Consider the following 12,286-nt stretch of genomic DNA (forward strand, 5'->3'; position numbering starts at 1 on the left):
GGGCAGGTTGCGCGCTATCGTTAGAGCACTATCGGCCGAGTAACGGCCAGATGGCGAGCATGAATCTGGGAAGTCACCGACCGACAGAGTTGTCCAGGCGAGGTCCCTGTGGCTGTTGGAGGGCCAGTTGGATCTGTTGCTACTGACCGTCGACCCGCACCCGGAGACCGTGCTGCCCGCGTTGTCGCTGCTCGCGCACACCGTGCGGACCGCCCCGACCGAGGTGTCTTCGCTACTCGAGGCCGGCAGTGCCGACGTGGCGATCGTGGACGCGCGCACCGACCTCGCGGCCGCCCGCGGCCTGTGCCGGCTGCTCGGCACGACCGGTACCTCGGTGCCCGTGGTGGCCGTGGTGAACGAAGGCGGCCTGGTGGCGGTGAACGTCGAGTGGGGTCTGGACGAGATCCTGCTGCCTGGCACCGGCCCCGCGGAGATCGACGCGCGACTGCGGCTGCTCGTCGGCCGCCGCGGCGGGGCAGCCAATCAGGAGAACGCCGGCAAGATCAGCCTCGGCGAGCTGGTGATTGACGAGGGCACCTACACCGCTCGGCTTCGAGGCCGGCCCCTCGACCTCACCTACAAGGAGTTCGAGCTGCTCAAGTATCTGGCGCAGCACGCGGGCCGGGTGTTCACCCGCGCGCAGCTGCTGCAGGAGGTGTGGGGCTACGACTTCTTCGGCGGCACCCGCACGGTCGACGTGCACGTGCGACGGTTGCGCGCCAAGCTCGGCCCGGAATACGAGTCGCTGATCGGCACGGTGCGCAACGTCGGCTACAAGGCGGTCCGCCCGGCGCGCGGTCGCCCGTCCGTCCCCGGCGCCGACGTGCCCGACGACGTCGACGGTGCGGACTACGAAACGCCTGCCGCAATTCCCGAAGCACTCGCCGACCCGTTGCGCAGTTCGTGACGGAATTCGTCTGGCGCACTGGCCTTTCCAGCGACGAACAGGGTCGCATCGAGGACGTGGTCCGAACTGGGACTGCCGCGGATGGCGTCGCTCCCGTCGGCGAGCAGGTGCTGCGCGAACTCGCGCACGACCGGACCAGACACCTGCTGGCGCGCGACGGTGAGGACGTCGTCGGCTACTTGAACCTCGCCCTCGGCGAGGCTTCGGCGATGGCCGAACTCGTTGTGCACCCGCGTTTCCGGCGTCGCGGAATCGGTTCGGCACTGGTGCGAGCGGGGTTGGCCGAAGGTGGCGACGCGACCCGGGTGTGGGCGCACGGCAACCTGGAACCGGCTCGCGCCACCGCAGAATCACTGGGGCTGGCTGTGGTGCGGGAACTGCTGCAGATGCGGCGTCCGCTGACCGACCTGCCGCCGACGCCGGTGCCGGACGGAATTCGCATCACGACCTACTCGGGTCCTGCCGACGATGCCGAGCTGTTGCGCGTCAACAACGCCGCATTCGCCTGGCACCCCGAGCAGGGCGGGTGGACCGAAACAGAGATCGCCGAGCGCCGAGGCGAAGCGTGGTTCGACCCCGAGGGACTGTTTTTGGCCGTCGACGAAGACACCGACGAGGTGCTCGGGTTCCACTGGACGAAAATCCACGGCGCCGACCTCGGAGAGGTGTACGTGGTCGGCGTCGACCCGGCGGCCCAGGGCCGCGGCCTCGGCGCGGTGCTGACGTTGACCGGCCTGCACCACCTCGCCGAACGGCTGTCGCAGAGCCCACGCCCGGTCGTGATGCTCTACGTCGAGTCCGACAACTCGGCGGCGGTGAAGACCTACCAGAAGCTCGGCTTCGAAGTCTTCTCCGTGGATGCCGCGTACGCGACGCACTGAGCGTGTTCACCCGGCGTTCACCTGCGATGCGGAGAGTGTCCACACCCGCCGAATACGTTGCCAGGGAATTCGCAGCCGTCCATAACCGGAAAGTGGGATACGTGAAGCTCAGCCTCGGCAAAACACTCGCCACCACCTTGTCGATCACCGCGTTGACGTTGACGGCGTGCGGTAGCGACAACAACGTCGCCACGCCCGCCCCCGGTGGCAACGGGTCGGCGTCATCGGCCGAATGCGGAGGCAAGAATTCGGTCACCGCCGAGGGGTCGACGGCCCAGCAGAACGCGATCGCCGAGTTCAACAAGGTCTGGAGCCAGCAGTGCGCGGGCAAGAACCTGTCGTACAACCCGACGGGGTCGGGAGCGGGCCGCGAGCAGTTCATCGCCAAGCAGGTCGACTTCGCCGGCTCGGACTCGGCGCTCAAGGGCGACCAGATCAAGAAGGCCGCCGAGCGCTGCGGCGGCAACCCGGCATGGAACCTGCCGCTCGTCTTCGGGCCGGTCGCGTTGGCCTACAACCTGAAGGGCGTCGACAAACTGGTGCTCAACGCCGACGTGCTCGCCAAGATCTTCCAGGGCCAGCTGACCAAGTGGAACGATCCTGCGATAGCTGCGCTCAACGCCGGCACCAACCTGCCGGACACCGCCATCACCCCGATATACCGGTCGGACTCCTCGGGCACCACCGACAACTTCCAGAAGTACCTGGCGACAGCTGCCCCGCAGAGCTGGACCAAGGGCGACGGCAGCGAGTTCCAGGGCGGCGCGGGTGAGGGCGCGCAGAAGTCGGCGGGTGTCGTGCAGGCGGTGCGGGCCACAGACGGCGCGATCGGCTACGTGGAGAAGGGCTTCGCCGAGCAGGCAGGCACCCCGTTCGCCCAAATCGACAGTGGTGCAGGCGCAGTCGAGCTGACCGACGACTCGGCGAAAAAAGCGATCGACGCCGCGAAGTTCGCCGCCGAGGGCAACGACCTGACGCTGGACCTCAACTCGCTGTACGGGACGAAGGAGCCGGGCGCCTATCCGTTGGTGCTCGCCACCTATGAGATCGTCTGCTCGAAGGGTTATGACCCGCAAACCGCCGCGGCGGTCAAGTCGTTCCTGACCGTCGCCGCCAACGACGGGCAGCAGAACCTCTCGCCCGCGGGTTATGTGCCGCTGCCGGACCGCTTCAAGGAGCGCCTGCTGACGTCCGTCGAGGCGATTGCCTAGTTTCGTGGCGCGCCGGTGCGGATACGGTGAGGATGGGTCCTGGGACCGATGACCGATAGGCTCGAAGTGACAATCCCCAATCCGGCCGACGCGGGATCGGGTGAAGCGCTTGCTTCACCCTTTCCCGAGCCGACGCCGATTTCGACCAACCCTACGAGGAACGCCAAAGAGCGTGTCGGCGACCGCATCTTCCGCGTACTGGCGCAGAGTTCCGGTGCCTTCATCGTCGCGCTGATCGCGGCGATCGGCGCCTTCTTGCTGTGGCGGGCGGTTCCGGCGCTGGCCCGCAACCAGGAGAACTTCTTCCTCTACGGCGGCAACTGGATCACCACCGACACCTCGGCGATGCATTTCGGCATCCTCGACCTGCTGCAGGTGACGGTGTTCGTATCGGTGTTCGCGCTGCTTCTGGCCATGCCGGTGGCGCTGGGGATTGCGATCTTCTTGACGCAGTACGCCCCTCGGCGGGTGGGGGGGCCGCTGGCGTACATGGTGGACCTGCTCGCCGCGGTGCCGTCGATCATCTACGGCGTCTGGGGGCTCTACGTCCTGGCGCCGGTGCTCAAGCCGATTGCCTTGTGGCTGAACGAGAATCTCGGCTGGCTGTTCCTGTTCAAGACCGGAACGGCGTCGGTGGCCGGCGGCGGCACGATCTTCACCGCCGGAATCGTGCTGGCCGTGATGATCCTGCCGATCATCACGGCGGTCACCCGTGAGGTGTTCGTCCAGACACCGCGCGGTCAGATCGAGGCGGCGCTGGCGCTGGGCGCGACCCGGTGGGAGGTGGTGCGCACGACGGTGCTGCCGTTCGGTGTCTCGGGCTACATCAGCGGTGCGATGCTCGGGCTCGGCCGTGCACTCGGCGAGACCATCGCGCTGCTCATCATCCTGCGTGGCACACAGCAGGCGTTCGGTTGGTCGCTGTTCGACGGTGGGTACACATTCGCCAGCCTGATCGCCGCCACCGCAAGCGAATTCAACGATCAGTACAAGGCGGGCGCCTACATCGCGGCCGGCCTGGTGCTGTTCATCCTGACGTTCGTGGTGAACTCGCTGGCGCGGGCCGCGGTCGCCGGGAAGGCACCGAAATGACCACGACGCTGGACCGCCCGGTCAAGGCGACGACCTTTCAGGGGGTCGGCCTGCGGCGCAAAGTGACGAACAACGTCGCAACGATTCTCGTCACGCTGTCCGTGCTGATCGCCCTCGTACCGCTGCTGTGGGTGCTGTATTCGGTTGTCGCCAAGGGCTTCAAAGCGCTGACATCGCCGGTGTGGTTCACCAATTCGCAAGCCGCCATGACGGCCTTCGCGGCCGGCGGTGGTGCGTACCACGCGATCGTGGGCACCTTGTTGCAGGGCCTGGTGTGCGCGGTCATCTCGATTCCGATCGGGGTGTTCGTCGGCATCTACCTCGTCGAGTACGGCGGCGGAACGCGATTCGCGAAGTTGACGACGTTCATGGTCGACATCCTCACCGGTGTTCCGTCGATCGTCGCCGCGCTGTTCATCTACGCGCTGTGGGTTGCGACGCTCGGATTCGGCCGGTCAGGTTTCGCGGTGTCGCTGTCGCTGGTGCTGCTGATGATCCCGGTCATCGTGCGCGCCACCGAAGAGATGCTGCGCATCGTCCCGATGGACCTGCGAGAAGCCAGTTACGCGCTCGGCGTGCCGAAGTGGAAAACCATTGCCCGCATTGTCATTCCGACCGCCTTGTCCGGCATCGTCACCGGCATCATGCTGGCGCTGGCGCGCGTCATGGGCGAGACCGCTCCGCTGCTGGTCCTGGTCGGCTATGCGCAGGCCATGAACTTCGACATGTTCAACGGCTTCATGGGTTCGCTGCCCGGCATGATGTACGACCAGACCTCGGCGGGTGCGGGCGCCAATCCGGTTCCCACCGACCGCTTGTGGGGCGCGGCACTGACCCTGATCCTGCTGATCGCCATTCTCAACGTGGGGGCGCGGTTGCTCGCGAGACTCTTTGCCCCCAAGAAGGTTTAGGAGCTTCGATGGCCAAGCGATTGGACCTCAAGGACGTCAACATCTTCTACGGCTCGTTCCACGCCGTCGCCGACGTCTCACTGGCCGTCCCGCCCCGGAACGTCACCGCTTTCATCGGTCCGTCGGGATGCGGCAAGTCAACGGTGTTGCGGACCCTGAACCGCATGCACGAGGTGATCCCCGGCGCGCGGGTCGAGGGCTCGGTGCTGCTGGACGGTGAGGACATCTACGGCGCCGGGGTGGACCCTGTCGGCGTGCGCAAGACGGTCGGCATGGTTTTCCAGCGGCCGAATCCGTTCCCCACGATGTCGATTCGCGACAACGTGGTGGCCGGGCTCAAACTGCAGGGCGTGCGCAACAAGAAGACCCTCGACGAGGTGGCCGAGCGGTCGCTGCGGGGGGCCAATCTGTGGAACGAGGTCAAAGACCGGCTGGACCGGCCGGGCGGCGGGTTGTCCGGAGGTCAGCAACAGCGGCTGTGCATCGCCCGCGCGATCGCCGTGCAACCCGATGTCCTGCTGATGGACGAGCCGTGCTCTGCCCTCGATCCCATCTCCACGCTGGCGATCGAGGATTTGATCGCGACGCTCAAGCAGGAGTTCACGATCGTCATCGTCACGCACAACATGCAGCAGGCCGCGCGGGTGAGTGATCAGACGGCATTCTTCAACCTCGAGGCGACGGGCAAGCCGGGCCGGCTCATCGAGATCGACGACACCGAGAAGATCTTCTCCAACCCGTCGCAGAAGGCGACGGAGGATTACATCTCCGGTCGCTTCGGCTGACCTTTCGAGTTAGCGTCGCGAGTTAGCGCGGGGCGGGGATTTCCTCTTCGGTCGGGTGCTTACCGGTGACCTGGAAGATCACTCGTCGCGCGACCTCCACGGCATGGTCGGCGAACCGCTCGTAGAAGCGGCCGAGCAGTGTCACGTCGACGGCGGCGGCCACCCCGTGCTTCCACTCCTTGTCCATCAACACGGTGAACAAATGGCGGTGCAGGTCGTCCATCGCGTCGTCTTCTTCGCCGATCCGGGCCGCCTTCTCCGGGTCGCGGGTCACCAGGACCTCCTGGGCGCTATTACCCAATTCGACTGCGAGCCTTCCCATTTCGGCGAAGTATCCGTTCACCTCTTCTGGCAGGGCATGTTGGGGATGGCGGCGACGGGCGATCTTGGCGACGTGCAGGGCCAGCGCACCCATGCGGTCGACGTCGGCGACGATCTGGATCGAGCCCACGATGGCGCGCAGGTCCCCCGCGACCGGCGCTTGCAGCGCGAGCAGCACGAAGGCCGCCTCCTCGGCGCGCGCGCTCATCGTCGCGATCTGTTCGTGGTCGGTGATCACCTGTTCGGCGAGCACCAGATCCGCCTGCAGCAGGGCCTGGGTCGCCCGTTCCATCGCCGCTCCGGCCAGCCCGCACATCTCGCCCAGCTGACCGGTCAGCGCATCCAACTGCTCGTGGTACGCAGTACGCATGTCTCCACCCTACGGGCAATGCCGCCCGAACGGCATGAGGCGACGAATGAACGAAGGGTGAACCCCACCTGCCCAAACGCTGGGACGACGAGGGTTACTCGCAGCGGGTGTCCGCGGCGTTGGTGACCGCGAGATCGTCCGGAAGCTCGGTCGGGGAGCTGTGCGTTCCGCGTACGACGTGCACCTGCACCGGCGATCCGCTGGGCGGCGGCGCGTTGACCGTGTGGAAGTCGCTTCCGAGCACGACGCGCACGGTGTCGCCCATGCCAGAGATCCGCTCGATCGTCGGGTTGGCGAAGGACGAGGCCACCGTCGCCGCGGCTTCCTCGTTGCCGGGCGAGAAGAACACCGTCGTCGAGTTCAGCTGACCCTGGTAGTCGTCGGGGCTGGTGACCTTGAACCCGTGACTCTGCAGTTCGGTGGCCGCGGTCGCCGCCAGGCCGCTCTGTCCGGTCGAGTTCGACACCCGAACCGTGATGTCGGCGGGATTGGTGGTGATCGCGTCGACCACTTCGCTCGACGGTGCGGAGTCGTGTGTCGACTGCGCGGCCTCGGGTTGGGCGTTCGTCGTCGACTCGGGAGTTCCCGGCACCGGCGTGTTGTCGGCGTTCTTCTCCTTGGGCAGCGGGTCGTCGTTGATGATGGCGTCGAAGATCGCCCGGGTGTCCTGCTCGCGCAGGTGCTCGTTGCCGTACTCGTCCATGTAGCCGGTGGTCGGGACGGTGAGGAATGTGATCCGGCCCGCGGCGATGCCCTGGATCGATTGGCCCAGTGTCACCAGGTCTTTGGTGTTCATGTTGTCGACGTAGCTGTCGTTGATGAACATGTTGACGACGTTGTTCAGCTTGGACAGCGAGAAGAACACTTCCTTGGAGATCATCGAGCGCAGCAACGAGGACAGGAACAGCTGCTGACGTTTGATGCGGCCGTAGTCGCCGTTCGTTTCGGTGGTCACCTGACGTGCGCGGACGTACTGCAGCGCCGTGTGGCCGTCGACGATCTGACGGCCCGCCTTGGGCAGCACAGTGCCGAGTTCGTAGTCCTGTAGCGGCGTGGTGCTACACACCTCGACCCCGCCGAGAGCGTCGACCATCTTGGCGAAGCCCGCGAAATCGACTGCCATGAAACGGTTTATCGACAAGCCGGACAGCTTCTGGATGACCTTGACCAGACACTTGGGGCCGCCGACGGCGTACGCCGAGTTCAGCTTGTACTCGGTGTAGACCTGCTCGGCCCCGTACATCGGAGACTCCGGATCGGTGATCGGCCCGTACTCGCCGGTGCGGGCGTCCCACGGCTCGCATTTCATCGGCTCGATCGCGAGGTCACGCGGAAACGACACGGCCACAACACGTTCGCGGTTGGCCGGGATGTTCACCAGCATCACGGTGTCCGACCGGGCGCCGGCCGCGTCCTCGGTGGTGCCCGCGCCCATGTCGCTGTTCTCGCCGATCCGGCTGTCGACGCCGACGATCAGGAAGTTCTCGTCACCGAATTGGGCGTTGGGGTCGACGATGTCGCGCGAATCCGGATCTAGCGCGGCGATCCGGTTCAGCATGTTGTTCTTCGCCGACTGCCACTGCCAAGCACCACCGGTCAGCGCGAGCGCGAGTACGGCGATCAGCGCTGCGAACGCGCGTCCGGCGATGAGCGTCCTGCGTCGCCGGGTGCGCGATTTCGTGCGCAGGCGTCCCATGGTCGAATGCGCCGCGGGCATCCTGCCTGGCCGCCGCACCAGGGCCAGGTCGGGCAGTTCCGGGCGTTCGCGCACGACCGGAAAGATCTCGGTGTCGTTATCGTCGGCCCAGTCGTCGGTCGAGTCGTCGCTCTCCCCCTCGACCTCGGCGTCGCTCTCGGCCGGCGGTGCGGCGGCTGGCTCAGCCGAGGCCGCTGATTCGTCTTCACGGCGTCGGCGGCGTCGCGGGGGCGGAATTGCGGCATCGCCCGACAGCTTGGCGATCAGGTCGGCAACGGTGACACCATCGGTGTGGTTTCCGGTGGACTCCGCTTCTACGGCATCCGCATCGGCATCGGCATCGGCCGGCGACGAGCGCGAAATACTTTTGCGCTCCCACGGCGCGGCACCCGCAGTCGGGCGCTGAGTTCGGGTAAGCCATTGGTTGTCCCCGTCGGTGGGGTCCGCAGGGCCAGGAGTGGCATCAGGGATGTCCCTGTCGCCGTCACTCATGTTCCTACCGGCCTCCGACTCCTACCGCGTGCAGCGAGGGGCGCGTGCTGTCACGCCGTTGACGCAGCTCTGGGCGGCTCCGCGAGGGGAGCTCCTTGCAAACGAGATTCTCATCGTACTGAGACATCCTGAGAGATGTGATGTCAGAGTCGTCTCAGGACGACCACGACTGGGAGACGGCCACGATCCTTTCACGGGCGGCTGGCATCGGGCTCAACCCCCGGAGTGCATGACCTCGGCGCCCGTCGGCACCGTGCAGTCGTCGGGATCGGTCAGCCAGCCCTCCGGCAGGGCAACCGAGGCCGCCGAGCCCTGACGGCCGCGAGGTCCGCTGGCAGCGTCGGGGAAGGGCACCGCGGGGTCGAACCTCTTCAGCAGCTCGTCGAGTTCGGTGAGGGACTTGACCAGCGCCAATGCCCGTCGCAGCTCGGCTCCGGCGGGGAACCCGTGCAGGTACCAGGCGACGTGCTTGCGGATGTCGCGCATGCCCTTGTCCTCGCCGAAGTGGGCCGCCAGCAACTCGCCGTGCCGCATAATGATGGACGCCACCTCGCCCAGCGTCGGTGGCGTCGGTGCGGGTGTTCCGTTGAACGCCGCCGACAACTCGGCGAACAACCACGGCCTGCCGAGACAGCCGCGGCCGATGACCACACCGTCGCATCCTGTGGCCGACATCATCGCCAGCGCATCCGCGGCTTCGAAGATGTCGCCGTTGCCGAGCACGGGCACGGCCGTCACGTGTTGTTTGAGCTCCGCGATCTGCTCCCAGTCGGCCTCGCCGGAATACCGCTGGGCCGCGGTGCGGGCGTGCAGCGCGACGGCGGCGGCACCTTCCTCGGCGGCGATGCGGCCGGCGTCGAGATGAGTGCGGTGGGCGTCGTCGATGCCGATGCGAAACTTGACCGTCACTGGAATGTCGGTGCCCGCTGTCGCGGACACCGCCGCGCGCACGATCTGCCCGAACAGCCTGCGCTTGTACGGCAGCGCCGCGCCGCCTCCGCGCCGCGTGACCTTGGGCACCGGGCAGCCGAAGTTCATGTCGATGTGGTCGGCGAGACCCTCGTCGGCGATCATCTTCGCTGCGGCGTAGGTGTTCTGCGGATCCACGGAGTACAGCTGCAGCGAGCGCGGGTTCTCGTCAGGCGCGAACGTCACCATGTGCATGGTCGCCGGATGCCGCTCGACCAGCGCCCGCGCCGTCACCATCTCGCAGACATAGAGGCCACTGACCGTGCCGGCCCTGGCCAGCTCGAGTTCGCGGCACAGCGTGCGGAACGCGACGTTCGTCACACCGGCCATCGGTGCCAGCACGACGGGGCTGCGCAGCCGCAGCGGCCCGATCGCCAGTTCGCGCGCCTCGGCCGGAGCCGTCATAGTGCTCGTCACGTCGAGCTGGCGGCCAGGACCTTCTTCGCGGAGAGCTTCTCGGCCTTGCGGGCCTCGCGCTCCAGCCGGCGCTGCTTGGAGACCTCGAACTTCTCGCAGGCCTCCTCGAGCTCCTCGACCAGCTTGCCGAGGTCGTCGCGCATCCGCGCGGCCTCACCGGTGAAGTCCTCACGCTCGAAGATCCGCCATTTCTTCAGCACCGGCATCACCACGTCATCGAGGTGGATGCGTGGGTCGTAGACGCCACCGACGGCGATGATCACGGCCTTGCGGCGGAACTCCGGAACGGTGAACCCGGGCATCTTGAAGTTGCGCAGCACCCGGTGCAGCGAGTGCATGGCCTGGTCCGGCGCGATCTCGAAGCCGGCCTCGGAGACGTCGCGGTAGAAGATCATGTGCAGGTTCTCGTCGGCCGAGACGCGGGCCAGCAGCTGGTCGGCGACGGTCTCGTTGCAGGCCTTGCCGGTGTTGCGGTGCGAGACGCGGGTGGCCAACTCCTGGAACGTCACGTAGATGACCGAGTCGAAGAGGCTCTCGGCGAAGAGGTCGCCCTGCTGGTTCTGGCCGGGGGAGAAGCCGCGGGTCACCTGCTCGACGCGAAGTTGTTCGAGCTGGACGGGGTCGATCGCGCGGGTGACGACGAGATAGTCGCGCAGGGCGATGCCGTGCCGGTTCTCTTCGGCGGTCCAGCGGTTGACCCACTGGCCCCAGGCACCGTCCATGCCGAAGTTCATCGCGATCTCGCGGTGGTAGGACGGCAGGTTGTCCTCGGTCAACAGGTTCTGCACCATGGCAACCTGGGCGACTTCGGACAGCTGCGATTCTTCGGGGTCCCAGTCCTTGCCGCCGAGGGCGTAGTAGTTCTTGCCGTCGGACCAGGGGATGTAGTCGTGCGGATTCCAGTCCTTGCGCATCGACAGATGCCGGTTGAGGTTCTTCTCCACCACCGGCTCGAGTTCTTGCAGCAGGTGCAGGTCGGTCAAGTTCTCGTGCATTGGTCCTCAGTCCTCCTCCCAGAAGGGAAGCCATCGGAATTATCTGTACCTGTTGGTTGCACTCAATATATCTGTGTCCCGCGGTGACATTCAAGTTCCGTCGCGAGTGTCACACGCGCCAAAGGCGCATGCGAAGCAGCGGTGGCGGTGCCTTCCCGGACGCCATACACTTCGAGCAGATCAGAGTCCGGACACGGAGGTTGGCGTCGCAGTGAAAAAGATCGTCTCCTACGCGTTCTTGTCGTCGGTGGGGATCGCCGCGGCATCGGTCGCTGTCTACGGGGCGGCACCCGCCGTCGCCGCGCCCGATGTCGTGGGGATGAAGTACTCCGACGCGCTCAAGGAGATCAAGGACAGCGGCGGGACGGCGAAGATCGCCTCCCGCGTGGGAGACAAGCTCGACCAGGGCGACTGCATCGTCACCAACATCTGGGACTCGTCGTTCCTGCGCATCAACACGGCCGACGACAACGAAATCTCGGTCGCGCTCAACTGCGCCGGCGAATACGCCACCGCGCAACATTCGGGTACCTCGGTCGCCGACCCGTTGGGCCGGGCGGCGAAGTCGAAGGCCGAAGAGGAAGCCCAGCAGCAGGAAGCGGAGGAACTCGCGAATCCTGCTGTGCCAGGCGAGTAATCGCGGGCTAGTAGCTCGACACGCGGGCGAGCAGCATCTCGACGCAGTAGTCGATGAACTGCTCGCGCGTGGCGACAAGAGTTCCGTTGAGGTAAGCGGTGAACAACGCCGTCAGCGCTCCGATCAGCCCGGTGGCGACCATCGTCGCCAGCGCGGGGTCGGTGATGCGGGTCAGCTTCCGCTGCAGCAGTTCGATGAAGCTGGGCATCCATTCGGCGCCGGAGCGGGTCAGCACCGGTTCGCTGGCAGGCGCGAGCAGCAGCACCCGGCCCCTGGTCGGGTCGTCGACCATCAGCGCGACGAACCGCTCGACCGCGTCGCGCGGCGTCTCTGCCGTCATCAGCGTCGACATCGCCCGCGCACACACGTCGTCGTAGACGGCGCGGACGAACTCGTCGCGGTCGGCGAAGCTCTCGTAGAAGTAGCGTTCGGTCAGCCCGGCGGTACGGCACGCAGCGCGAACGGTCAGGGACGGGCCCTCGGAGCTACCGAGGAGCTCGACTCCCGCGGCGATGAGTTCGTCGCGGCGCAGCACCTGGCGGTCCTGCAGCGGCACGCCGGACCACCGGCCCCGTCGTTGACCCGAAGCCACATTCCTCCTA

At 66.4% G+C, this 12,286-nt stretch carries 12 protein-coding genes; 7 read left to right on the top strand and 5 right to left on the bottom strand.

All coding sequences use genetic code 11. From position 1 onward, the window contains the following. The first annotated feature begins 127 nt into the window (after window positions 1-127). The 6 genes from A5663_RS12420 to pstB all read left to right on the top strand — a co-directional run bounded on the left by A5663_RS12420 (window position 128) and on the right by pstB (window position 5,787). Window positions 128-907, top strand: a complete 780-nt coding sequence (locus tag A5663_RS12420; RefSeq protein WP_068148969.1) for a response regulator transcription factor — start codon at window positions 128-130, stop codon at window positions 905-907. Further along, window positions 904-1,788: a mycothiol synthase gene (gene mshD, locus A5663_RS12425; protein WP_068148898.1), complete on the top strand. Its 885-nt coding sequence runs from the start codon at window positions 904-906 to the stop codon at window positions 1,786-1,788. The genes A5663_RS12420 and mshD overlap by 4 nt, the downstream gene beginning before the upstream one ends. Before the next feature lie 101 nt (window positions 1,789-1,889). Next, complete coding sequence (gene pstS / locus A5663_RS12430) at window positions 1,890-2,999, top strand: phosphate ABC transporter substrate-binding protein PstS (protein ID WP_068148971.1); 1,110 nt, start codon at window positions 1,890-1,892, stop codon at window positions 2,997-2,999. 48 nt (window positions 3,000-3,047) lie between these two features. Then, window positions 3,048-4,091 carry a phosphate ABC transporter permease subunit PstC gene (gene pstC / locus A5663_RS12435; protein ID WP_068148901.1) on the top strand — a complete coding sequence of 348 codons (1,044 nt, stop codon included), beginning with the start codon at window positions 3,048-3,050 and terminating at the stop codon, window positions 4,089-4,091. Further along, a complete protein-coding gene (pstA, locus tag A5663_RS12440) occupies window positions 4,088-5,002 on the top strand; it encodes a phosphate ABC transporter permease PstA (protein ID WP_068148904.1) in 915 nt (304 codons plus the stop codon). Before pstC ends, pstA begins: the two co-directional genes overlap by 4 nt. Before the next feature lie 8 nt (window positions 5,003-5,010). Beyond that, window positions 5,011-5,787, top strand: coding sequence for a phosphate ABC transporter ATP-binding protein PstB (gene pstB / locus A5663_RS12445; RefSeq protein ID WP_068148907.1), 777 nt, complete (start codon window positions 5,011-5,013; stop codon window positions 5,785-5,787). 22 nt (window positions 5,788-5,809) lie between these two features. Here the strand turns inward: pstB and phoU are convergent, their stop codons facing one another. The 4 genes from phoU to A5663_RS12465 form a co-directional block, all read right to left on the bottom strand. Continuing rightward, window positions 5,810-6,478, bottom strand: coding sequence for a phosphate signaling complex protein PhoU (gene phoU / locus A5663_RS12450; protein WP_068148915.1), 669 nt, complete (start codon window positions 6,476-6,478; stop codon window positions 5,810-5,812). 94 nt (window positions 6,479-6,572) lie between these two features. After that, complete coding sequence (locus A5663_RS12455) at window positions 6,573-8,666, bottom strand: LCP family protein (RefSeq protein ID WP_068148918.1); 2,094 nt, start codon at window positions 8,664-8,666, stop codon at window positions 6,573-6,575. A gap of 213 nt (window positions 8,667-8,879) precedes the next feature. Then, window positions 8,880-10,040 (bottom strand): tRNA dihydrouridine synthase DusB, encoded by a 1,161-nt coding sequence (gene dusB, locus A5663_RS12460; protein WP_068148921.1) that lies wholly within the window; start codon window positions 10,038-10,040, stop codon window positions 8,880-8,882. Window positions 10,041-10,048: 8 nt separating this feature from the next. Further along, window positions 10,049-11,047 (bottom strand): acyl-ACP desaturase, encoded by a 999-nt coding sequence (locus tag A5663_RS12465; RefSeq protein ID WP_068148923.1) that lies wholly within the window; start codon window positions 11,045-11,047, stop codon window positions 10,049-10,051. A 211-nt stretch (window positions 11,048-11,258) separates the two neighbouring features. Between A5663_RS12465 and A5663_RS12470 the strand changes: the two genes are divergently transcribed. Then, window positions 11,259-11,684: a PASTA domain-containing protein gene (locus tag A5663_RS12470; protein ID WP_068148925.1), complete on the top strand. Its 426-nt coding sequence runs from the start codon at window positions 11,259-11,261 to the stop codon at window positions 11,682-11,684. Between the two features lie 7 nt (window positions 11,685-11,691). Here A5663_RS12470 and A5663_RS12475 read toward each other — a convergent pair whose 3' ends face one another. Beyond that, complete coding sequence (locus A5663_RS12475; protein ID WP_068148928.1) at window positions 11,692-12,276, bottom strand: TetR/AcrR family transcriptional regulator; 585 nt, start codon at window positions 12,274-12,276, stop codon at window positions 11,692-11,694. Window positions 12,277-12,286: the final 10 nt, after the last annotated feature.

The sequence above is a fragment of the Mycobacterium sp. E740 genome, from assembly GCF_001672895.1.
In the GTDB taxonomy this organism is placed as follows: domain Bacteria; phylum Actinomycetota; class Actinomycetes; order Mycobacteriales; family Mycobacteriaceae; genus Mycobacterium.

Coding starts and splice junctions, on each gene's coding strand:
- A5663_RS12465 (WP_068148923.1), bottom strand. CDS start 11,047: ATGCACGAGAACTTGACCGACCTGCACCTGCTGCAAGAACTCGAGCCG.
- phoU (WP_068148915.1), bottom strand. CDS start 6,478: ATGCGTACTGCGTACCACGAGCAGTTGGATGCGCTGACCGGTCAGCTG.
- pstA (WP_068148904.1), top strand. CDS start 4,088: ATGACCACGACGCTGGACCGCCCGGTCAAGGCGACGACCTTTCAGGGG.
- pstB (WP_068148907.1), top strand. CDS start 5,011: ATGGCCAAGCGATTGGACCTCAAGGACGTCAACATCTTCTACGGCTCG.
- pstC (WP_068148901.1), top strand. CDS start 3,048: ATGACCGATAGGCTCGAAGTGACAATCCCCAATCCGGCCGACGCGGGA.
- dusB (WP_068148921.1), bottom strand. CDS start 10,040: ATGACGGCTCCGGCCGAGGCGCGCGAACTGGCGATCGGGCCGCTGCGG.
- A5663_RS12455 (WP_068148918.1), bottom strand. CDS start 8,666: ATGAGTGACGGCGACAGGGACATCCCTGATGCCACTCCTGGCCCTGCG.